Raw genomic sequence first — 22,566 nt, forward strand, 5'->3', positions numbered from 1 at the left:
AGGTGCCGGGTACAAGGTGGTATAGAGTTAAAGGGGGAAGTCAGAATGCTGGCTAAACGGATTATTCCCTGTCTGGACGTGAAGGACGGCCGGGTCGTCAAGGGTGTAAATTTCGTGAATTTGAGAGATGCGGGCGATCCGGTTGAGCTTGCTTCCATATATGACCGCGAAGGCGCCGACGAACTCGTTTTCCTGGATATTTCGGCTTCGGTCGAAGGCCGGGCGACGATGGTGGAGGTCGTGAAGAAAACGGCAGGCGAAATCACGATTCCGTTCACGGTCGGCGGAGGAATTTCGACTACCGACGATATGAAGCGTCTGCTTCGTGCCGGCGCGGATAAAATCGGCATCAACACGGCGGCGGTCATGAATCCGCAGCTTGTATCGGACGGTGCCCGCAAATTCGGGTCCCAGTGCATCGTCGTCGCCATTGACGCCAAGTTCAACCCGGCTTGGGGCGAGTGGGAAGTCTATACGCACGGGGGCCGGACGGCATCCGGTATCCGGGCTGTCGAGTGGGCGAAGCGGATGGAGACGGCGGGCGCCGGCGAACTGCTTCTTACCAGCATGGATGCGGACGGGACGAAGGACGGTTTCGATCTGGCTTTGACCAAGGCGGTATCGGGGTTTGTCGGAATCCCCGTCATCGCGTCCGGCGGTGCCGGAAACGAAGAACACTTCTACGAAGTGTTCACTGAAGGCCGTGCCGATGCGGGTCTGGCCGCGACGATCTTTCATTATAAAGAACTGACGGTGCAGGGCGTTAAAGAGAGCTTGAAGAAAAAAGGAGTGGAGATTCGATGACAGGCATACTACTGGACAACATCCGCTACGATTCGCAGGGTCTCGTTCCCGCTATTGTGCAGGATGCCATCAGCAAAGACGTTCTGATGCTGGCTTATATGAATAAAGAATCGCTTGAAAAAACGGCGGCCACCGGCACGACCTGGTTCTGGAGCCGCTCGCGGCAGGAGCTATGGAACAAGGGAGCGACCTCGGGGCACACGCAGCGCGTGGTTTCGCTCCGGTATGACTGCGATGAGGACACGCTTCTGGTCCTTGTGGAGCAGACCGGACCCGCCTGCCACACCGGATCTTACACCTGCTTCGGCAGTGAAATTCCGGTGGCCGGCGCAGATTCCGCTGCAACCGGTGAATCCGCAGCCGTGCCTGCTTCCGCCGACCGGTTCGGTATCTTGTCGAGGCTGGAATCCGTTATCGCTTCCCGCGAAGCGGAAAGACCCGATGGCGCCTACACGACCTACTTATTCGAGAAGGGAATCGACAAAATTCTCAAAAAAGTAGGCGAGGAAACGGCAGAGGTAATCATCGCTGCCAAAAACCGGGATCACGACGAACTCCGGTACGAAACGAGCGATCTGATTTTTCACTTGATGGTTCTTCTTCGCGAGTCCAAGCTTCCGCTTGACGATGTAATGGCGGAGCTGGAGCGGCGTCACATGAGCAAATCCAAATAAAGGGATCGGCATCCGACTCTATAGGCAAATATGCCATCTAGAGGAACGGGTGCCGATTTTTGCTTCCGAAGTTCATAAACTAGCCACAATTACCTCCATTTGGCGTCCCTCTGTGCTTTTTCATTTCGACAATTTTCATGTATAATGGTTGGGTAGGAAATGTCCCTGGTACTAGATACTAGACAGAGGGGCATCTTTTTCTCGCTTACATGTTAAAAAGCGCTTTCGTATGAAAACGTATGCGGAGCGTTCTATACAGAAGTTTGACCCGTCTGCAGTCCCAATAATCAAAAACATTTCGGAGGTAACCATAACCATGGATCTCAACAACATTAAAATTTTCTCCGGCTCTTCCAACCCGAAGCTGGCACAGAGCATTTGCGACGACCTGGGCGTTCCGCTCGGTAAAATCAAGCTGTCTCGCTTCAAAAGCGGGGAAATTTATTGTTTGTATGAAGAAGGTGTCCGTAACTGCGATGTATTTTTAGTACAAACGTTCTCCCATCCGATCAATGAACACCTTATGGAACTATTGGTTATGATGGATGCGGCCAAGCGTGCATCCGCCCGCACGATCAACTTGATCCTGCCTTACTATGGTTACTCCCGTCAAGAGAGAAAAGCCGCGCCGCGCGAACCGATTTCCGCGAAACTTGTCGCCGATCTGGTCAGTGCCGCAGGAGCGAACCGTGTTATTACCATCGACCTTCATGCACCGGCGATCCAAGGATTCTTCGACATTCCGGTCGATCACCTGACCGCTCTTGATCTTATCAGCGATTACATCACGAAGAAAAACATCGTCGATCCGGTCATCGTATCTCCGGATGCCGGCCGCGCTACGACCGCCGAGCGTCTTGCCAACATTCTCGATGCTCCGTTCGCGATGATGTTCAAGAAGCGTCCCGCTCACAACGAAGCGGTCGTGACTCACGTGATCGGGGACGTTAAAGGCCGCACGCCGATCATCATCGAGGATCTGATCGATACAGGCACAACGATCGTGAACGTTGTGGAAGGACTGAAGGAACGCGGAGCCAACGATATCTACGTTTGCGCCACTCACGCGGTATTCTCGGGCCCGGCTCTCCAGCGTCTGGATCACCCGAACATCCGTGAAGTCGTGATCACCGATTCCCTGGCGATTCCGGACGATCACGCGGAACGTTTCAAGGTGCTTTCCGTTGCTCCGCTGCTCTCGCATGCGGTACGTATCGTCAGCGACGGCGGCTCTCTCTCCTCGCTGTTTAAATACGGCGGCGTTTAAATCGTGTTTTTGAAACCTCGGGGACTGTGCTATACTTGATCATAGATCTCAAAGTACCGGAGGTGCCTAGTCATGGAAAAGAAAAAGCGTGTCTCCGTAAAGCCGGAACCGAAAATTATTCCCATCAGCATGGATGCCACGTTCTTTTTTGAAAGAGCGGTTCAGTCGCTCGATCGTTTCCATTACGAGAAGGCGTTGAAATATTTCCGGCGAGCGGTAGAATACGAATACGATAACCCGGTGAACCACTGCAACCTTGCAGGGGTTCTCTCCGAATTGGGCAAGTATGAGGAATCCAACGACATCTTAAAAGATGTTCTCGATCGGATCGATCCCTCGATGACCGAATGTTATTTTTATATGGCGAACAACTACGCCAACATGGACCAGTACGAACAGGCGGAGAGCGCTCTTGTCCGTTATCTGGAGAACGATACAAACGGACATTACCTGGAAGAAGCCGAGGAGATGCTTGATTTTCTCAGCTACGAGCTGGAGCGTCCCGCCAAGCTGAAGACCATCAAATCCCGCGAGGGCTTGTACGAGCACGACCAGGCGCGTCTGCTTTTGGAAGAAGGCAAGTTCGCGGAAGCGGTTCGTGTTTTGGAAGAACTCGTCGAAGAGCATGGCGATTTTCTGGCGGCCCGCAATAACTTGGCGCTGGCTTATTATTACACCGGTCATTTTCAGAAATCGCTGGATGCCATTCTCGAAGTGCTGAACATAGACCCCGGGAACCTTCACGCGCTGTGCAATATGGCGATCTTCTACCAGCATCTCGGACGCAAGGAAGAGCTTGCCGAACTGATGGGTACTTTGCGCAAAACGTATCCTTTCCAGCAGGAGCATGTCTTCAAGCTTGCGACCACCATGGGGATTCTGGGCGATCACGAGAAAGCCTACCAGCTTTTCAGGAGGATTTCCCGTTCCAACGATAGCGGTCTCGATCCGTGCGTTTACCATTATGCGGCCGTGGCCGCTTGCAATATCGGCAGATTTCAGGAAGCCCGGGTTCTCTGGAATCAGGTGGATAAGCTGGAGAACGGGTCGGAAATCGCCCGCTTTTATTTGGAGCAGCTGAATCGCCGTTCCGATGACCGCCCGCTATCCTTGAGCTACCACTATAACCTTCCGTTCGAGGAGCAGTTCCGCCAATTGGAGCAGTCTCCCGAATCGATTCCGGACCAGATTGCCAAGGACCCGCTTGTCCGCAGCTCCTTCTTCTGGGCGCTGCGCCACGGAGATGTGGAAACGAAGCTGCAGGTGCTTCAGACGTTCGTGTATATCGGCGACAATGAAGTGAAAGAAGCCCTCATCGAGTTTATCGGTGACCCTAAAGAGGACGACTACCTCAAAAAGGTAGCTATCTTCGTTTTGCGGACCATCGGAGTCGAAGAGCCTTTGAAAGCTCATTTGGACGGTACCGTAAAAACCGTGGAAAACTCCGTGCATACGACCGATCTTCCGAAATGGGAGCCCAAATGGCAGACCGTCATGGAGACCGCTCACCGGCATATGCACCAGCGGTACGATATGATCCAGCAGCATGACCTGCAGACTCTGTGGGTAGAATATTTGAGCAGAGTGTACCCAAGCGTTCCGAGGATTACGAAAGTGGAAGGCTGGTCCGCCGCTCTCGAATACTTGGTCGCCAAAATGCACCGCAGGTCGATTTCCTATCACGAGGTAGCCAGCCGCTACCATACGACCGTCTCGACCGTAAGCAAGAATGTGAAGCTGATTGACGAAGCATGCGGGCTTAAGGAGAAGATGGATGCGATTCTTCCGAAGCTCTGGAACGTGGAAAAGAAGGGCCGGGATTAATCACACTTGCAAATTAGAATAATTTTAATTAGAATTATTTTAAATAGAGAATGATTGCAGGCAATGATGATTCAATACTCAGCCCGCGATCATACGAATTCTGATTTGTTCCCAAGGAGGAGAGATCGATCCATGTATAAAACAATTGTGGTAGGAACCGGACCATCCGGATTAACAGCAGCCATCTATCTGGCGCGCGCCAATCTCAATCCTTTGGTTATTGAAGGCCCGGAGCCGGGCGGACAATTGACGACAACGACCGAAGTCGAAAACTTCCCTGGCTTTCCGGAAGGAATCATGGGGCCTGAGCTTATGGCTAATATGCGCAAGCAGGCTGAGCGCTTCGGCGCCGAGTTCAAAACCGGCTGGGTTAACAGCGTAGAGCTTACGGAGCGTCCGTTCAAGCTCAATGTGGAAGGTCTCGGCGAGATTGAGACGGAATCTCTGATCATCTCCACCGGCGCTTCCGCTAAACTGCTCGGCATCACGAACGAGCGCGAGAATATCGGTCGCGGTGTGAGCACTTGCGCCACTTGCGACGGATTCTTCTTCCGCGGCAAGAAAATCATCGTGGTCGGCGGCGGCGACTCCGCAATGGAAGAAGCGAACTTCCTGACACGTTTCGCTTCCGAAGTTCGACTGGTTCACCGCAGAAGCGAACTCCGCGCTTCCAAGATTATGCAGGATCGTGCGCGCGAGAACGAGAAAATCACCTGGAGCTTGAACTCCACTCCGCTTGAAGTCGTTGCGGGAGACAAAGGCGTAACCGGCCTTAAAGTTCTTAACAACGAGACCGGAGCGGAAGAGGTTCTTGAAACCGACGGTATTTTCGTGGCGATCGGCCACACCCCGAACACGAAGTTCCTCGGCGGACAGATCACGACCGACGAAACGGGTTATATCCTCGTTAAACCGGGAACGACGGAAACCAACATCCCTGGCGTGTTCGCCTGCGGAGACGTTCAGGATTTGAAATACCGTCAAGCCATTACGGCTGCGGGAAGCGGCTGTATGGCGGCTTTGGACTGTGAGAAGTTCCTTGAGGGCAGCATGGTTCACGATTGGAGCAAGTCCCTGTAAAACGGATTATTAGACTCATACGCAAAGACGTGGAACGGCCTACACCCTTCCACGTTTTTTCAATTTGCCGTCCTTGACCTTCCTAGGGGGTTCGCTTATAGTGGGTACAGGAGCAACACCCATCGCGAAAGAATGGAAATAACTTAACTCTTCACTGAGGTGACATTTAGCATGACACAACGGATTTATGTCGGAGTGGACTTAGGGGGCACCAGCATCAAGGTAGGCCTCTGCGACGAACAAGGAAAATTGATTCAGACTTATGAAGGTCCTACCGGAACCGAGCACGGTCCCGATTTTGTGCTTGACCGTATTTTTGAGTACGTCCACAGGATCGTAGACGAATCGCCATACGAATGGGAACAAGTAGCGGGGATCGGAGCCGGAATCGCTGGCTTTATGGACATTCCGACAGGCTTTGTGGAATTGTCGCCTAATCTGGGCTGGCGCAATGTCGCCGTCAAGAAGACACTTGAGGAGAAGCTAGGCAAAACCGTAAAAATCGACAATGACGCTAATGTCGCGGCGCTTGGTGAGGCGTGGGGCGGAGCCGGAAGGGGAATCCCGAACCTGGTCTGCTATACGCTTGGTACCGGCGTGGGCGGAGGCATTATTATAAACGGAAAAATTTATCAAGGTTTCAACGGGATGGCAGGCGAGCTCGGACATATGTCCGTTGTTCCCGATATTGAAGCGATTGCCTGCAACTGCGGACAATCCGGTTGCCTGGAAACGGTCTCTTCCGCAACGGGCATCGTCAGAATGGCCAATGATGCCAAAGAGCGCGGCGACCGTACGAGTCTGGCGCTGATCGAGAAGATTACAGCGAAGGACGTATTCGATGCGGCGAAGTCGGGAGACGAGGTCGCTGTGCGCATCGTGAACCGTGCCGCCTATTATATCGGCAAATCCATGGCGGCCGTAGCGGTGACCGTTAATCCGCAGCGGTTCATTATCGGCGGCGGCGTATCGAAAGCGGGAGAAATCCTGTTCAACCCGATCCGCGAAACATTCCGCAAGCTGACCCCGGAACGTGCTTATACAGGCGTTGAAATCGTGCCGGCCACACTGGGCAACGATGCGGGCGTCGTAGGAGCGGCGGGCTTAAACCTGCATTAGCGACCAAAGCTTACAATGCGGCTTCCACCCGGAAGGGTACCCTATAACGGATGAGGAAGGTGAACTCATGGAAGAAAGCAAAGCGGCGGCCAAGCTTGTCATTATTACCGGCATGTCCGGTGCAGGAAAAACAATTGCCGTACAAAGTCTCGAGGATCTCGGATTTTTCTGTGTGGACAACTTGCCGCCTGTGCTGATTCCGAAATTTGCGGAATTAATCGAGCAGTCCCACGGCAAAATCGGCAAGGTGGCACTGGTGATCGACCTCCGCGGCCGGGAATTTTTCACGGCGCTGCAGGAATCGCTGCGTTCCATTAAGGAAGATTACACATTGACGTACGAGATTTTGTTTCTCGACGCAACGGATTCGACGCTGGTTCAGCGTTACAAAGAAAGCAGGCGCCGCCATCCGCTTGCTCCCAACGATGCGCCGCTGGAAGGTATTCTGCTGGAGCGCAAGCTGCTGGAAGAATTAAAGGGCCATGCATCGCAGGTGATCGACACTAGTGCGTTGAAACCGGCGCAACTCAAACAAAAAATCGCCTCCCGCTTCACCAATATGGGTAGCGGAGGCATATCTATAAATGTCATCTCATTCGGCTTTAAATACGGTATCCCGATCGATGCCGATCTCATTTTTGACGTACGCTTTCTGCCGAATCCGCATTATGTGGAAACGCTTCGCCCCAATACGGGGCAGGATGCGGATGTGTACGACTATGTCATGAAGTGGAACGAGACGCAGGAGTTTCTGACGAAACTGCTCGATATGCTTCACTTTCTTGTTCCTCAGTACAAAAAAGAAGGCAAAAGCCAGGTTGTCGTAGGCATCGGTTGTACGGGCGGCAAGCATCGGTCCGTGGCTATTGCCGAGTATTTGGGCAAGGTTATGGGAAACAGCGAGACGGAGATCGTCAGAGTCAATCATCGAGATGCGGAACGCGACCGACCATAAGAGGGTGAAACCATGTCTAAAGTATACCGCCCTGCCGATATCCCCCGGATAGTCGTCATAGGGGGCGGAACAGGATTGTCCGTCATGCTCCGGGGGTTGAAGCAGAAACCGCTGGATATCACGGCTATCGTGACGGTAGCGGACGACGGAGGCAGCTCCGGTATTCTGCGTTCCGAGCTGCAAATTCCTCCGCCGGGCGACATCCGCAACGTGCTTACGGCGCTTGCGGATGTGGAGCCGCTGCTTTCCGAGATGCTGCAGTACCGCTTTCCGGCCGGAACCGGGCTCGCGGGGCACAGTCTCGGAAACCTGATTCTCGCGGCGATGAAAGATATCACCGGTGATTTCGTCACCGGTATCCGCGAGATGAGCCGCGTGTTCGCGGTACGCGGCCGTGTGCTGCCTGCCTCGAGGCAGGAGCTTTATTTGCGGGCGCTGATGGAGGACGGTACGATCGTGGAAGGGGAGTCGAAGATTCCCCAGGCCGGAGGACGCATCAAGCGGGTTATGCTGGAACCGGCGGATATCGAACCGCTGGAGGAGGCGATCGAGGCTATCCGTGAGGCGGATGCCATCCTGTGCGGTCCCGGCAGCTTGTACACGAGTATCCTTCCTAACCTGCTCGTGCCCGGAATAGCGGAGGAGATTCTTAAATCCGATGCGGTCAAAATGTTCATTTGCAACGTGATGACCCAACCGGGCGAGACAGACGACTACTCCGTCGGGGATCATCTGACGGCTATTCATAACCATATAGGCCATCATTTATTTGATTATGTTATTGTAAATAACGGGGAGATTCCTCCTCAGGTACAGAATAAATATGCCGAGAAAGGCGCCAAAGCCGTCCATCTGGATCTGGACGAGGTGACGAAGCGGGGATACCGCGTCATCGCCGACAAGCTGGTGCTTTTCCGGACCTATCTGCGCCACGATGCGGATAAATTAAGCGAGCATATCTATCAGATCGTGGAGAGCTGGATGCTCAGGAAGAGGTGAGTCCCCATGTCTTTTGCGGCGCAAACGAAGAAGGAATTGACCCTAATCGAAGCGGAAGATTGCTGTGAGAAAGCCGAATTGTCGGCTCTTATCCGCATGAACGGTTCCGTCCAGCTGACGAATCAGCGCGTCGTTCTTGATATTTCAACGGAAAACGCCGCTATTGCCAGGAGGATTTACTCTTTGCTTAAAAAGCGGTATGAGCTTCACACCGAACTGCTCGTCCGTAAGAAAATGCGTCTTAAGAAGAATAATGTCTATATCGTCCGTGTGCCGAACCAGGTACAGGAACTGCTTTCCGACCTTTATATCGTGTCGGAAGGCTTCCAGTTTACTCCGGGCATAGACAAAAGCATTGTAAAAACAAACTGCTGCCGGCGGGCCTACCTTCGGGGGGCTTTTCTTGCGGGAGGTTCCGTCAACAATCCGGAGGGTTCTTCGTATCATCTCGAAATTGCTTCCATGTATGAAGAACACTGCCAGGCGCTGTGCCAGCTTGCTAACACTTTCGATTTGAACGCCAGATGCATCGAGCGCAAGAAGGGGTTTGTTTTCTACATCAAGGAAGGCGAACGGATTATTGAGTTTCTTAGCATCATTGGCGCACACCAGGCCCTGTTGCGTTTCGAAGATGTCCGGATCATGAAGGATATGAGAAATTCGGTGAACCGAATCGTAAACTGCGAAACGGCGAATCTTAATAAAACCATCGGTGCGGCTGTCCGGCAGATCGATAACATCCGTCTTATCGAACGGGAAGTCGGCCTGGAGAGCCTGCCGGAAAAACTCCGCGAAGTCGCGGAAATCCGTGTTAAGCATCCCGACTTGAATCTTAAAGAGGTCGGGGACATGCTGAAGGGGAGCGTCAGTAAGTCGGGCGTCAATCATCGTCTGCGCAAAATAGACGAACTGGCCGACAAAATTCGCAACGGCGCTGCCATACGTTAGGCCTATACGGGAACTTTTTCCTAGAGTATTTCGCCGTAAAATGGTATAATATGAAGCAGATTACGCATTTTACGGCACTCGCGGTTCTTGAACGGACAAGCGCGGCCCGGTGCCAGGTCCCCGTTCGATGAACATCCAACATGAATTGGATAGAAATCATCATGCCTGATGCTTAACCGACATAAGTTACACGTAAGGGGAACCTCCGAGCGATATTGCCGGGGATGCATTATAGACTGCAAATTAAGAACGTAGGGGGAATCCAATCCATGTCGAGACGCCCAGTAGTGGTGAAATTGAAAACCGGCCTTCACGCCAGACCCGCTGCTTTATTTGTCCAGGAAGCCAATAAATTTTCGTCTGAAATTTTTGTAGAGAAGGACGAGAAGAAAGTAAACGCCAAGAGCATTATGGGAATTATGAGCCTTGCGATCAGCACGGGAACCGAAATTTACATAAGTGCAGAAGGTTCGGACGCCGAACAGGCTGTAAACGCTTTAGTCACGCTGGTCAGTAAAGAAGAACTTGAAAATCAGTAAGAGCGAAGGCTTCCTGCCAAGGGAGCTTTTTTATTTTTTGTCAAACAGAAACCTTTTCCAGTAAAAAACGTCTAAAGATTGGGCGATTTTTCGGGAGAAGGCTTTTTTGTCATGTCGTTTTTTAGAAAAAGGAAGGAAAAGGAGTAGGAGCATGATTCAATGGAAGAAAGAGGTTTCGCTTCTGATGGCGTTGGTGCTGTTCGCAGCTTTTCTGATGCCGATTCAGGCACGCGCAATCTCGTCCTCGTCGTCGTTAATTGTTTTGTACCTGGATAACAAGCAGGCCTTCGTCAATGAAGATCAGGTGGAGCTGGAGTCGCCGGCCACCATCATCAAGGACAAGACGTTCGTTCCGGCTAAATTTATCGGTGACAGTCTGGGATTCCCCGTTACGTGGGACAATGCGGCCAGAACCATCACAATGCAGCCTCCGGGCTATAACATCGTCTTGAGCAGCGATCTGAAAAAAGCCTATATCAATGGCGAGGAAGTGCCGTTCGATTCGGTTGCGGCCATCGTAAAAGGCAAACTGCTCGTCAAGCTGACCTGGGTAGCCGATTATATGGGCGCCAAGTATACGTACTATCACGAATCGCGCAAAGTGGAAATCGTCTACGTTCCGAAGCCGGAAGGCATTTACGACAATGGAGCGAACAATTCGAATCCGGTTGCCAAGTTTACGACTCACAAAGAGAAATACCGTCTCGGCGAGACCGTCAAGTACATTGACCTCTGCTACGATCCGGATGCGGAAGGGATCGCCAAGTACGAATGGACAGGCAAACAAGACGCATTCTTCAAGCCGGGGTCCTACCCGGTTAGTCTCAAGGTCTACGACAGGCATGGACACGTGAGCAAAGTGTTCACCAAGAATGTCATTGTCGAAAATGTTCCGCTTGTGTCGGAAGCCGAATATCCGGTATATCACAACGAGATCGGCAGCTTCTACAAACTGAGCTGGGATACGCTGACTTCCCACTTCTACAACTTGCCGATGCTTCCCAAAGAAGCGACCGACGTAACGGGCCGCAAGCTGCTCGTCAGCGACAGCCCCGAAGAATTTACGGAGCCGGGCATCCTGTATCAGGACATGATCAACGGCAAGGGGCGTCTGTATGCGGATCACATCAACGGTACGAAGAACAAAGTAACATTTGCCATAATGGCAACGAATACGACGGATAAGCCCGTTACGGTCAAAACGACCAACAAAGGCGAAGTATGGCCTTCCGTATATGCGAATCTGATTGGCAGCGAGGCTTCCGTGGACTTCCTGCTGGGCAATACATATAACGAGAAGCTGACCATTCCGCCGCACGATACGCTCGTTTACCGCCAGCTTCCGGATTTCTATCCGGGCCAAGGCGTGAATCTGTTCTATGATCTGGAAACTTCCGGAGAAGTTCAGTTCTCCTTCCTGGCGGCTGACGAATTGTCGAACACGACGCTGTCCGAAAGCAAGCTGCTTGGCTTTACAGGCCACGTAAGGGGCTCGTTTGACGTCTCCGAGGTGAGCTGGAACATTGATGCTTCTTCCTTCACGGCGGCGTCCAAGCTTGTCATAGGGGACGGAAAGACCGATCCGTTCGTCTCCGGCTATGACGTGATGCGCAAGGAAAACGTGAAAAACGAAGGCAACTACGGCGTTGTCTACAAGATTCACGCGGACAAACCGCGCAAAATGGCGATTATGCTGCTGGCCCGCGGCGGTGTCTTCAAAGGGCCGATCAAGATCAACGGAGAAATCCAGTCGATTCCGTATTCCGGCGTGATTACCGCTTTTGACGGCATGCAAATTCTCCACCGCACCACAGGAACGGAGAAGTCGCTCGATATCGAGTTTACGCCTCCGGCCGGTTCGGCTTTCCCGATCGATCTGATTTTCTATCCGCTTGCGGATCTGGACTAATTTTATTCTAATTTCGCCCGCATTAAAAAAAGAAACCCCGGGTTACCGACGAAAGACGGTAATCCGGGGTTTTTTCTTTGGGCTGATTAAGCTTCCTTGCCGCCTTCAGTTGTCTTCTCGATGACTTTGTCGATAAGACCGTAGGCGCTTGCTTCGGCCGCGCTCATAAAGTAGTCGCGGTCGGTATCTTTATCGATACGCTCCAGCGGCTGGCCTGTACGCTCCGCGAGAATTTTGTTCAAGTTCTCGCGCATTTTGAGAATGCGTCTCGCGCGAATTTCGATATCCGTCGCCTGACCTTCCGCGCCGCCGAGCGGCTGGTGAATCATGACTTCGGAGTTTGGCAGCGCGTAACGCTTGCCTTTGGCGCCTGCCGCAAGCAGGAAAGCGCCCATGGAAGCCGCCATCCCTACGCAGATCGTGGAAACGTCGGATTTGATAAACTGCATCGTGTCGTAAATCGCCATTCCAGCTGTGATGGAACCGCCGGGGCTGTTAATGTACAAATGAATATCCTTGTCGGGGTCCTGCGCATCTAGGAACAGCAGTTGGGCGATAATCGCGTTGGCGACCTGATCATTCACCGGGGTACCCAGAAAAATAATACGGTCTTTAAGAAGACGGGAGTAAATATCGTAAGCGCGTTCTCCTCTTGCATCAGGCTCGACAACCATTGGAATAAAACTCATTAATGTTACCTCCTTCGATAATACGCCGCTATAACTGCGTTAATTTTCAGTATCTACAAATATGATAACGAAAAAACGTCAAAAGGTCAAGAAAGGTCAAACTTATTTGGAAAAACCTCTCTCGTTCTTTCCCCTCAAGCGGAATCGGTGAAACATTTTATGCTCCCGCAAGGTTCCCGTCTAACAAGCTGCCCGAAAAAAACGCAAGATGAACCCATAAATTTACAGAGGGTCTGGTTCCCGCCACGACCAAAGTCCAGTTTCCAAACTAAACCGGGGACCATTATGAAACTCCTCCTTAAAAGGTATACTGGCTAACAAAGACAGGAAATTAAGTGGAATAAGGAGCGGACTATGGAGTGGATTAGTGATCTTTTCGCGCAATACGGGTATCTGGTGCTCTTCCTGGGCCTCTTCGCAGAATCGGTGGCCCTGCCTTTTCCCGGGGAACTGGCTATGATGATTTCGGGACATATGGTGCACGTAAACACGTTTAATATGGCTGGCGTTATGGGCGTTTCATTTGCGGGAGCTTTTGCGGGAACCATCTTTACGTATGTGCTTGGACGGAAGTTGGGGACGCCTTTTTTCGATAAGTACGGCAAGTATGTGCTCCTCAAACCGGAGAGACTCTTGAAAATTAAAAAATGGTTCGATAAGTACGGGGATAGAATAATTCTCGTCAGTTATTTTGTGCCGGGTCTGAGGCATTTTACGGGGTATGTGTCGGGAATTTTGAAAATCCGCCTAAAGACTTTTCTGATTTTTAACGGGCTGAGCGGCGTTCTGTGGGTGTTCACGTACGTGATGGTAGGATTCTTGTTCGGCACGAAAATCCAGCAGCTGCTGCATGTGATTTCCCAATACTCCACGATTGCGATTATTGCTGCCGCTGCCGCTTTGACAGGGTTCCTGGTTGTAAAAAGAAACAAAGAAGCGGTTTTGGGCTGGCTTCGCGCCCGGTATGCCGGCATTCAGAAGATGTTCATGGGCTCGGCGGAATAAACTGTTCAAGCATATGGGGAAAGAAAAAAAGCTCCGGTCCGAAGACGGGAGCTTTCTCTTATGCAGCATCGTACGCGCCCGCGAGGAATCGAACCTCGATCTCAGGCTCCGGAGGCCTACGTCATATCCATTGGACCACGGGCGCATGTTTCATTAAGTAACAGCAAAGGTTATTATATGATAGAGGTATGAAAAAAGCAAGTCCTGTGGTTCAGATTTTTTTTCGACGCCCATTTACAAAAATCAAACTTTGCACACATTGATTCTTTCATAGGAACTGGGGTATAATGGGGTTGTGCAAGGCAAGTTTTTTTTGATCCATGTGGGACTTAAAATGCACTCGCGGGACATATTGAGTCCCAACACGATCAATAGGAGTGTATGGCATGAGAGATATTCTCGACGTCCAGAAACAGCTCCTGCCGGACTTGCTGGAGGTTCTGAACAAGCGTTACACCGTTCTGCAGCATATTTTCCTGCTGGGAAGCGTGGGACGCAGAACACTGGCCGGCGCTCTCGATATGACGGAGCGGGTTTTGCGCAGCGAAGTGGAGTTTCTGAAAGGCCAAGGCCTGATTGAAACGGAAACATCGGGCATGCGCATCAGCGAATCGGGCAGGGAACTGCTGGAGAAGCTTCAGCCGCTTATCAAGGAGATGCTCGGGCTTAACGAGCTGGAGAAGCGGATCCGCGACCACTTCCGCCTGGAGCAGGTCGTCGTCGTTCCCGGCGATTCGGATTCTTCGCTGTTTGCGAAGAAGGAGCTGGGCCGGGCGGCCGCGCTGATGCTGCGCAAGCACGTCACGAAGCATGACGTGATCGCGGTGACCGGCGGCTCCACAATGGCCGAAGTGGCGGAGCACCTGTCCACAACGAGCGCCCTCAAGGGCAGCCTGTTCGTCCCGGCCCGCGGAGGGCTCGGCGAGAGTGTGGAGCTGCAGGCGAACATGATCGCCTCCAAGATGGCGAAGAAGACTGGCGGACAGTACCGCCTCCTGCATGTCCCGGATCATCTCCGCGAGGAGGCCTATCAGTCCCTGATCCAGGAACCGAACATCCAGGAGATGATGGACGTGGTCCGCAGCAGCCGCATCGTCATTCACGGCATTGGAGATGCTATCGTCATGGCGCAGAGGCGCAAGGTAGACTCCGAGACGATAGACAGCCTGCGAGGCGAAGGGGCGCTCGCCGAAGCGTTTGGCTACTATTTTAACCCCGATGGCAAGGTTGTCCATAAGATGCCGACCGTAGGACTCCGGCTGGAAGATATCCAGCACTGCGAAGTCGTGATCGGCGTAGCCGGCGGCAAAAGCAAGGGTGCGGCTGTAGCTTCGGTTTTAAAATACGGCCAGGAGGATATCCTGGTGACGGACGAGGCAGCAGCCGTGGAGATGTTAAACCACATGTTATCTTGACGGGCCCCAGGCGCGTCTTGAAATATAAACTTTCTACTGGGAGGAATTACAATGGTTAAAGTGGGTATTAACGGTTTCGGTCGTATCGGACGTAACGTATTCCGCGCCGCTCTGAACAACGCTGAAGTAGAAATCGTAGCAATCAACGATCTGACGGACGTAAGCACGCTTGCGCACCTGCTCAAGTATGACACGACTCACGGCAGACTTAACGCAACGGTTGAAGCCGGCGAAGGCGAACTGAAAGTAAACGGCAAATCCATTAAGGTATTTGCAGAGCGTGACCCTGGAAACCTTCCTTGGGCTGAGTACGGCGTTGAAATCGTCGTTGAATCCACAGGTATCTTCACAGACAAAGCGAAAGCCGAGTCTCACTTGAAAGGCGGAGCGAAGAAAGTTATCATTTCCGCACCGGCTACGAACGAAGATATCACAGTTGTTATGGGCGTTAACGAAGAGAAATACGATCCTTCCGCTCATACGGTCATCTCCAACGCTTCTTGTACGACTAACTGTCTTGCTCCTTTCGCTAAAGTACTGGATGAGAAGTTCGGTATCGTAAAAGGTATGATGACGACTGTTCACTCCTATACGAACGACCAGCAAGTGCTTGACCTGCCTCATAAGGATCTTCGCCGCGCTCGTGCGGCAGCCGAGAACATCATTCCTTCCACTACGGGTGCAGCTAAAGCCGTTTCCCTGGTTCTGCCGCAGCTTAAAGGCAAACTGAACGGTATGGCTATGCGCGTTCCGACTCCAAACGTTTCCGTAACGGATCTGGTTGTCGAGCTGAACGCTAACGTAACGGTTGACGAAGTGAACAATGCTCTTAAAGAAGCTGCCGACGGCCCGCTTAAAGGCATCTTGAACTACTCCGACGAGCCGCTCGTATCGAGCGACTACAACGGTGACCCTGCTTCCTCCACAATCGACTCCCTGTCGACTATGGTAGTGGGCGACAACATGGTGAAAGTCGTTTCCTGGTACGACAACGAGTGGGGCTACTCCAACCGTGTCGTTGACCTGGCCGCTTTCATCGCTAAAAAAGGTCTGTAATCTTTAAATAAGCCATGCAAGAAGAGGAGAAGAAATTCTCCTCTTCCCATTGCTTATCGGGGCATGAATTTTACATAAGTCCCCGGAATGTTTGAAGCTTTCCTCAGGAAAGCCTGGCCCCAAAGGTCTTGCGAAGAAGGTTTTCCTGAACGAAAGCTTTTCCGTTTCGATCGCCGGTTTTTGGCCGGCGTGCCGCCGGATACGGTTCCGATGGTCCATGCGGTTCCGTTATACGCTTGCCGTTCTTCCCTCGAAAGGAAAGGCTCGGCCTAAGTTTACGAACGACAGATGTACTGGAAGCTCACCTAATGCTTACGACGCCAGCTTTCCTTCGGAAAGCTCAGTTAATGCTTACGATGCCAGCTTTCTTACGAAAGCTTTGAGGAGGATATTTCATGAACAAGAAAAGTGTTCGCGATGTAGAAGTTAACGGTAAACGCGTGTTTGTACGCGTCGATTTCAACGTGCCGCTCGAAAACGGCCAAATTACGGACGATACACGTATTCGTGAAACGCTGCCGACGATCAAGTTTCTGATCGACAAAGGCGCTAAAGTTATCCTTGCGAGCCATCTGGGCCGCCCGAAAGGCCAAGTCAACGAAGACCTTCGTCTGACTCCGGTAGCTGCTCGCCTGTCCGAGCTTCTCGGCAAGCCGGTAGCGAAAGCGGACGAAGCTGTCGGTGAAGCGGTTCAAGCGAAAGTAAACGAGCTGAAAGACGGCGACGTGCTTCTTCTTGAGAACGTCCGTTTCTACCCAGGCGAAGAAAAGAACGATCCGGAGCTGGCGAAACAATTCGCGGCGCTGGCCGACCTGTACGTGAACGATGCTTTCGGCGCCGCTCACCGTGCGCATGCTTCCACGGAAGGCATCGCTCATCAGCTTCCGGCGGTTTCCGGTCTCTTGATGGAGAAAGAACTGGACGTGCTTGGCAAAGCGCTTAACAATCCGGAACGCCCTTTCACTGCGATTGTCGGCGGTTCCAAAGTTAAAGACAAAATCGACGTCATCAATAAAATGCTCGAAATCGCCGACAACATCCTTATCGGCGGCGGCCTTTCCTATACCTTCTTTAAGGCGCAAGGCCACGAAATCGGACAATCTCTCGTAGACAACGAGAAGCTCGATCTTGCGCTCGGCTTCATCGAAAAGGCGAAAAAACTCGGTAAGAACTTCCTTCTGCCTGTAGATATCGTCATCTCGGATGACTTCAGTGCGAATGCCAACACGAACATCGTCAATATCGATTCGATTCCCGCCGATTGGGAAGGCATCGACATCGGTCCGAAAACGCGTGAACTTTACGCCGACGTTATCAAGAACTCCAAGCTGGTCGTCTGGAACGGGCCTATGGGCGTGTTCGAAATCGAGCCGTTCTCCCACGGTACGCGTGCGGTAGCCCAGGCTTGCGCCGACACATCCGCTTACACCGTCATCGGCGGCGGCGATTCCGCGGCTGCGGCCGAGAAGTTCCACCTCGCCGACAAGATGGATCATATCTCCACAGGCGGCGGAGCTTCCCTGGAGTTCATGGAAGGCAAAGTTCTGCCTGGCGTAGTCGCTCTTAACGACAAGTAAGAGACACAGAGAGGAGTTTTGAAGATCATGAGAAAACCCGTTATTGCAGGTAACTGGAAAATGTTCAAAACCGTTTCCGAAGCGACAAGCTTCGTGAATGATATAAAGGGCAAGGCGGAAGTGGCAGGAGTGGAGAGCGTAATCTGCGCTCCTTACACCAACCTGCCGGCGCTTGTCGAAGCCGTGAAAGGCACGTCGATCGGAATCGGCGCGCAGAACTTTCACTGGGAAGAAAACGGCGCATACACCGGTGAAATTTCCGGGGCTATGCTCAAAGATCTCGGCGTAACGTATGTGATTATCGGTCACTCCGAGCGCAGAGCTTATTTTAACGAAACCGACGAAACGGTTAACAAAAAGGTTCTCGCTTCTTTCAACTACGGTCTGACGCCGATCGTCTGCGTGGGCGAGAAGCTTGAAGAGCGCGAAGCGGGACAAACCAAAGAAGTGTGCCGTGTTCAGACGGAAGCGGCTTTCAAAGGCCTCAGCGCCGATCAGGCGAAACAAGTCATCGTGGCTTACGAGCCGATCTGGGCTATCGGTACGGGCAAATCTTCCACGGCTGAAGACGCCAACGAAGTTATTGCTTACATCCGCGAGCTGATTGCTTCCCTGTACGATTCCTCCGTAGCCGATGCGGTCCGCATTCAATACGGCGGCAGCGTAAAACCGGGCAACATCGCCGAGTACATGGCTCAGCCGGATATCGACGGAGCTCTTGTCGGCGGCGCCAGCCTGGAGCCTGCTTCCTACATCCAACTCGTTGAGGGGGCGAAGTAAGATGGCGACTAAACCGGTAGCGCTGATTATTCTGGACGGCTTCGGACTTCGGGGCGAGGTTCACGGCAATGCCGTAGCTCAAGCCAAGAAACCTAACTACGACCGCTATTGGAACCAGTTCCCTCATACGACGCTGACTGCCTGCGGCGAAGCCGTAGGTTTGCCGGAAGGCCAAATGGGTAATTCTGAAGTGGGGCACCTGAACATCGGTGCCGGACGGGTTGTTTACCAGGACCTGACTCGTATTTCCAAGTCGATCAGAGACGGCGAATTTTTCGATAACAACACACTGATCGGTGCCGTACGCCATGCGAAGCAGAACAACAAGAAACTGCATCTGTACGGGCTGCTTTCCGATGGGGGCGTACACAGCCACATCGCGCACTTGTACGCGCTGCTTGAGCTGGCGAAGAAAGAGGATCTGCAGGAGGTTTACGTCCATGCTTTCCTGGACGGACGCGATGTAGCGCCCGATTCGGCGAAGAACTACATGGAGCAGCTTCAGGCCAAGATCGCCGAAATCGGCGTCGGCAAAGTGGCGACGGTTCAAGGCCGTTACTATGCGATGGACCGTGACAAGCGCTGGGAACGGACCGAGAAATCTTACCGTGCCATGGTGTACGGAGACGGTCCGCACTATACGGACCCGATCAAAGCGATCACCGAATCGTACGAGAAGTCCGTATTCGACGAATTCGTGATGCCGACTGTGATCACGGATGAGAACGACAAGCCGGTGGGACTCGTTGAATCCGGCGATGCGGTTATTTTCTTCAACTTCCGTCCGGACCGTGCGATTCAACTGTCGCAGGTATTTACGAATAAAGATTTCCGCGGGTTTGACCGCGGCGAGCTTTTCCCGAAAGATCTGTATTACGTCTGTCTGACGCTGTTTAGTGAAACGGTCGAAGGATACGTCGCGTATAAACCGAAAGATCTCGATAACACGCTGGGCGAGGTTTTGGCCCAGAATAACATGAGACAGCTTCGTATCGCCGAGACCGAGAAGTACCCTCACGTTACCTTCTTCTTCAGCGGGGGCCGTGACGTGGAACTGCCGGGCGAAACGCGTATCCTCATTCCGTCGCCGAAAGTCGCCACATACGACCTGAAGCCGGAAATGAGCGCTTACGAGGTTGCCGCAGCAGCGGTGAAGGAAGTCAATGAGGACAAGCAGGACGTCATCATTCTGAACTTCGCCAACCCGGATATGGTAGGCCACTCCGGCATGCTGGAGCCGACTATCAAAGCCGTTGAAGCCACGGACGAGTGCCTGGGCCAAGTCGTCGAAGCCATTCTCGCGAAGGGCGGAGTTGTCTGCATTACAGCCGACCACGGCAACGCGGACCTCGTCCTGGACGATGCCGAACGTCCGTTCACGGCTCATACGACGAATCCGGTGCCGTTCATCGTTACATCGAACGACGTCACTCTGCGCGAAGGCGGCGTTCTGGCCGACATCGCCCCGACGCTGCTGCATCTGTTGAAGCTGCCGCAACCACCGGAAATGACAGGACTTTCGATCATCGAAGAGAAGAAATAAGTAACCTTTCCGCTTTTTGATTAAGACACCAAGTTTTCGGGAACCATTCCTTGGAATACAGCATCTTATTTTGATCGGTAAGGTGCGCCGCTGCCCTTTAAGGGAATGAGTTCCCGAAGTTTTTCATACACATAACCTTGTTAAGGAGTGTTCAAACACAATGACTATCATTTCTGACGTTTATGCTCGCGAAGTACTTGACTCCCGCGGCAATCCGACTGTTGAAGTTGAAGTATATCTGGAATCCGGCGTTGTAGGCCGCGCAATCGTACCTTCCGGTGCCTCCACGGGCGCTCACGAAGCTGTCGAGCTCCGCGATGGAGACAAAAGCCGTTACCTGGGTAAAGGTGTACTGAAAGCCGTTGACAACGTCAATTCGATCATCGCGCCTGAAATTATCGGTCTGAACTCCTTGGATCAAGTATCCATCGACAAGAAAATGATCGAGCTGGACGGCACGCATAACAAAGGCAAGCTTGGCGCCAACGCGATCCTCGCGGTATCCATGGCGGTTGCCCGCGCTGCGGCTGAAGCAATGGAACTGCCTCTGTACGTATACCTGGGCGGATTCAACGCTAAAACTCTTCCGGTTCCAATGATGAACATCATCAACGGCGGCGAGCATGCCGACAACAACGTTGACGTTCAAGAATTCATGGTACTTCCGGTAGGCGCTCCTACATTCAAAGAAGCTCTCCGCATGGGCGCAGAGATTTTCCATAACCTTAAATCCGTACTTAAAGATAAAGGCCTGAACACGGCTGTGGGCGACGAAGGCGGTTTTGCACCGAACCTGAGCTCCAACGAAGAAGCGATCCAAACGATCATCACCGCTATCGAGCGCGCTGGCTACAAGCCGGGCGTAGACGTATTCCTGGGTATGGACGTAGCTTCCACCGAGTTCTTCAAGAACGGCAAATACGAGCTCGAAGGCGAAGGCAAATCCTTCACACCGGCTGAATTCGTTGACCTGCTCGCTTCTTGGGTAGACAAATACCCGATCCTTACCATCGAAGACGGTTGTTCCGAAGACGATTGGGAAGGTTGGAAGCTGCTGACCGAGAAGCTGGGCGGCAAAGTACAACTCGTTGGCGACGACCTGTTCGTAACGAACACCGAGCGTCTGTCCAAAGGCATCAACGAGAACATCGGTAACTCCATCCTGATCAAAGTAAACCAAATCGGTACGCTGACCGAAACATTCGACGCGATCGAAATGGCTAAACGCGCAGGCTACACGGCTGTTATTTCCCACCGTTCCGGCGAGAGCGAAGACAGCACGATTGCCGACATCTCCGTGGCAACCAACGCAGGCCAAATCAAAACAGGCGCTCCGTCCCGTACGGACCGCGTAGCGAAATACAACCAGCTGCTTCGCATCGAAGACCAACTGGAAGGCGTTGCTCAATACGCCGGCAAAGAAGCTTTCTACAACTTGAAAAAATTCAAGTAAGAAAACCTTTCACAAAGTTAATGATTTAGCTTTTTAAACGTCGGGGAGGGTCATGAATATGAGTGCTTGGGTAAAAACGATTTTGTTGTTAATCGGGTCGGCCTTATTAACTCAGTTCATCCCCTTCTCAGCCTATTTCCGCAACCTGGACACCATGGTCCATGAGTTCGGGCACGCAGCCGTGACGATGATCCTGTCGGGCAAAGTCATGGCTATCGTGCTCAATGCCGATCACAGCGGGGTTACTTACTCGTCGGTCAGCGGCTCGTGGAAACTCCTGCCGATTTCGATCGCAGGCTATGTGACGGCGTCCTTGTTTGCGGTTTTTCTTTTCTGGGCGTATGCCCGGGGGAAGCAAAGACTGGGACTCCAGGTAACGACGGTGGTCGCCGTGCTGTCTCTGGTGCTGTTCGTACGCAATGAATTCGGCGTCGGTTGGCTGATCGGCTTCATCGCGCTGAATATCATTGTGCTCGCTTTTACGAGCGGGTTTATCCGCAACGCCTATTATTTGCTCGTCGCCTTCCTGTGTCTGGAGGAGTCGGTCTACGGACCGCTGACGCTAGCTCTGCTGGCGGCAGGTAATCCGAATAAAGCGGGAGACGCAACGAACCTGGCATCCATCACGCCTATTCCGGCTCTGATCTGGGGCGTTGTTTTCCTGGTTTTCTCACTCTGGTGCGCCAAAGCGGCCATTCAGTATTTTCTAGGCGGAGATGCAAACAGGCGAAAGAAAGCCCGAAGGTCCGAAAGAGCCTACCCGATGGGGCCGGGCGAAAGGTAACCCTGTCGTGAAATGGCAATAAACGATCCGCTGGATGGAAGCTTTGTTCCGTCGGCGGGTTTTCTTTTATAAAGCTGGGAAAAATAAATGAGGTTGTACAACCAGAATCTTGCAGAAAAAGGCCTTTTATGATAGACTTTTTATGC

Annotated in this window: 20 protein-coding genes and 1 tRNA gene; 19 read left to right on the forward strand and 2 right to left on the reverse strand. The window is 52.5% G+C overall.

Translation table 11 applies throughout. The features are described from left to right. The first annotated feature begins 45 nt into the window (after positions 1-45). From hisF to KVT34_RS17975, 11 genes are all read left to right on the forward strand, one after another. Positions 46-804, forward strand: coding sequence for an imidazole glycerol phosphate synthase subunit HisF (gene hisF / locus KVT34_RS17925; RefSeq protein WP_217560193.1), 759 nt, complete (start codon positions 46-48; stop codon positions 802-804). Continuing rightward, positions 801-1,478, forward strand: a complete 678-nt coding sequence (gene hisIE, locus KVT34_RS17930) for a bifunctional phosphoribosyl-AMP cyclohydrolase/phosphoribosyl-ATP diphosphatase HisIE (protein ID WP_217560194.1) — start codon at positions 801-803, stop codon at positions 1,476-1,478. Before hisF ends, hisIE begins: the two co-directional genes overlap by 4 nt. 316 nt (positions 1,479-1,794) lie before the next feature. Next, on the forward strand, positions 1,795-2,745 hold the full coding sequence (locus KVT34_RS17935; RefSeq protein WP_009676852.1) for a ribose-phosphate diphosphokinase: 951 nt from the start codon (positions 1,795-1,797) through the stop codon (positions 2,743-2,745). Positions 2,746-2,817: 72 nt separating this feature from the next. Next, entirely contained in the window at positions 2,818-4,569 is a 1,752-nt protein-coding gene (locus KVT34_RS17940) for a tetratricopeptide repeat protein (protein WP_217560195.1), read from the forward strand. Between the two features lie 132 nt (positions 4,570-4,701). Beyond that, the gene (gene trxB / locus KVT34_RS17945) at positions 4,702-5,649 is read left to right on the forward strand and encodes a thioredoxin-disulfide reductase (protein ID WP_217560196.1); all 948 of its coding nucleotides are present in this window, start codon (positions 4,702-4,704) and stop codon (positions 5,647-5,649) included. 171 nt (positions 5,650-5,820) lie between these two features. Continuing rightward, positions 5,821-6,768, forward strand: a complete 948-nt coding sequence (locus tag KVT34_RS17950) for an ROK family glucokinase (protein ID WP_217560197.1) — start codon at positions 5,821-5,823, stop codon at positions 6,766-6,768. A gap of 67 nt (positions 6,769-6,835) precedes the next feature. After that, entirely contained in the window at positions 6,836-7,723 is an 888-nt protein-coding gene (rapZ, locus tag KVT34_RS17955; protein ID WP_009676833.1) for an RNase adapter RapZ, read from the forward strand. A gap of 12 nt (positions 7,724-7,735) precedes the next feature. Then, positions 7,736-8,722: a gluconeogenesis factor YvcK family protein gene (locus tag KVT34_RS17960; protein WP_217560199.1), complete on the forward strand. Its 987-nt coding sequence runs from the start codon at positions 7,736-7,738 to the stop codon at positions 8,720-8,722. Positions 8,723-8,728: 6 nt separating this feature from the next. Continuing rightward, entirely contained in the window at positions 8,729-9,670 is a 942-nt protein-coding gene (gene whiA, locus KVT34_RS17965) for a DNA-binding protein WhiA (protein WP_042232305.1), read from the forward strand. Between the two features lie 269 nt (positions 9,671-9,939). Continuing rightward, positions 9,940-10,209 (forward strand): HPr family phosphocarrier protein, encoded by a 270-nt coding sequence (locus tag KVT34_RS17970; RefSeq protein WP_016423762.1) that lies wholly within the window; start codon positions 9,940-9,942, stop codon positions 10,207-10,209. Between the two features lie 151 nt (positions 10,210-10,360). Next, the gene (locus tag KVT34_RS17975) at positions 10,361-12,118 is read left to right on the forward strand and encodes a copper amine oxidase N-terminal domain-containing protein (RefSeq protein ID WP_217560200.1); all 1,758 of its coding nucleotides are present in this window, start codon (positions 10,361-10,363) and stop codon (positions 12,116-12,118) included. 86 nt (positions 12,119-12,204) lie between these two features. Here KVT34_RS17975 and clpP read toward each other — a convergent pair whose 3' ends face one another. Continuing rightward, complete coding sequence (clpP, locus tag KVT34_RS17980) at positions 12,205-12,807, reverse strand: ATP-dependent Clp endopeptidase proteolytic subunit ClpP (protein WP_009676841.1); 603 nt, start codon at positions 12,805-12,807, stop codon at positions 12,205-12,207. Positions 12,808-13,161: 354 nt separating this feature from the next. Between clpP and KVT34_RS17985 the strand changes: the two genes are divergently transcribed. Next, positions 13,162-13,812: a DedA family protein gene (locus KVT34_RS17985; RefSeq protein ID WP_042232301.1), complete on the forward strand. Its 651-nt coding sequence runs from the start codon at positions 13,162-13,164 to the stop codon at positions 13,810-13,812. Between the two features lie 73 nt (positions 13,813-13,885). Here KVT34_RS17985 and KVT34_RS17990 read toward each other — a convergent pair. Further along, positions 13,886-13,957: transfer RNA gene (locus KVT34_RS17990), tRNA-Arg, on the reverse strand. A gap of 241 nt (positions 13,958-14,198) precedes the next feature. On the opposite strand from KVT34_RS17990, the gene KVT34_RS17995 reads away from it, so the two are divergent. From KVT34_RS17995 to KVT34_RS18025, 7 genes are all read left to right on the forward strand, one after another. Continuing rightward, positions 14,199-15,227 carry a sugar-binding transcriptional regulator gene (locus tag KVT34_RS17995; RefSeq protein ID WP_217560201.1) on the forward strand — a complete coding sequence of 343 codons (1,029 nt, stop codon included), beginning with the start codon at positions 14,199-14,201 and terminating at the stop codon, positions 15,225-15,227. A 51-nt stretch (positions 15,228-15,278) separates the two neighbouring features. Beyond that, positions 15,279-16,283, forward strand: coding sequence for a type I glyceraldehyde-3-phosphate dehydrogenase (gene gap, locus KVT34_RS18000; RefSeq protein ID WP_217560202.1), 1,005 nt, complete (start codon positions 15,279-15,281; stop codon positions 16,281-16,283). Positions 16,284-16,678: 395 nt separating this feature from the next. After that, positions 16,679-17,860 (forward strand): phosphoglycerate kinase, encoded by a 1,182-nt coding sequence (locus KVT34_RS18005; RefSeq protein WP_217560203.1) that lies wholly within the window; start codon positions 16,679-16,681, stop codon positions 17,858-17,860. A gap of 27 nt (positions 17,861-17,887) precedes the next feature. Then, positions 17,888-18,640, forward strand: a complete 753-nt coding sequence (tpiA, locus tag KVT34_RS18010) for a triose-phosphate isomerase (RefSeq protein ID WP_217560204.1) — start codon at positions 17,888-17,890, stop codon at positions 18,638-18,640. 1 nt (position 18,641) lies between these two features. Then, positions 18,642-20,183 (forward strand): 2,3-bisphosphoglycerate-independent phosphoglycerate mutase, encoded by a 1,542-nt coding sequence (gene gpmI / locus KVT34_RS18015; protein ID WP_217560205.1) that lies wholly within the window; start codon positions 18,642-18,644, stop codon positions 20,181-20,183. A 160-nt stretch (positions 20,184-20,343) separates the two neighbouring features. After that, a complete protein-coding gene (gene eno / locus KVT34_RS18020) occupies positions 20,344-21,636 on the forward strand; it encodes a phosphopyruvate hydratase (RefSeq protein WP_217560206.1) in 1,293 nt (430 codons plus the stop codon). A gap of 58 nt (positions 21,637-21,694) precedes the next feature. Then, positions 21,695-22,420: a M50 family metallopeptidase gene (locus KVT34_RS18025; protein ID WP_217560207.1), complete on the forward strand. Its 726-nt coding sequence runs from the start codon at positions 21,695-21,697 to the stop codon at positions 22,418-22,420. The last annotated feature ends 146 nt before the right edge of the window (positions 22,421-22,566 follow it).

Source organism: Paenibacillus sp. GbtcB18 (assembly GCF_019091125.1).
GTDB lineage: Bacteria > Bacillota > Bacilli > Paenibacillales > NBRC-103111 > Paenibacillus_F > Paenibacillus_F chitinolyticus.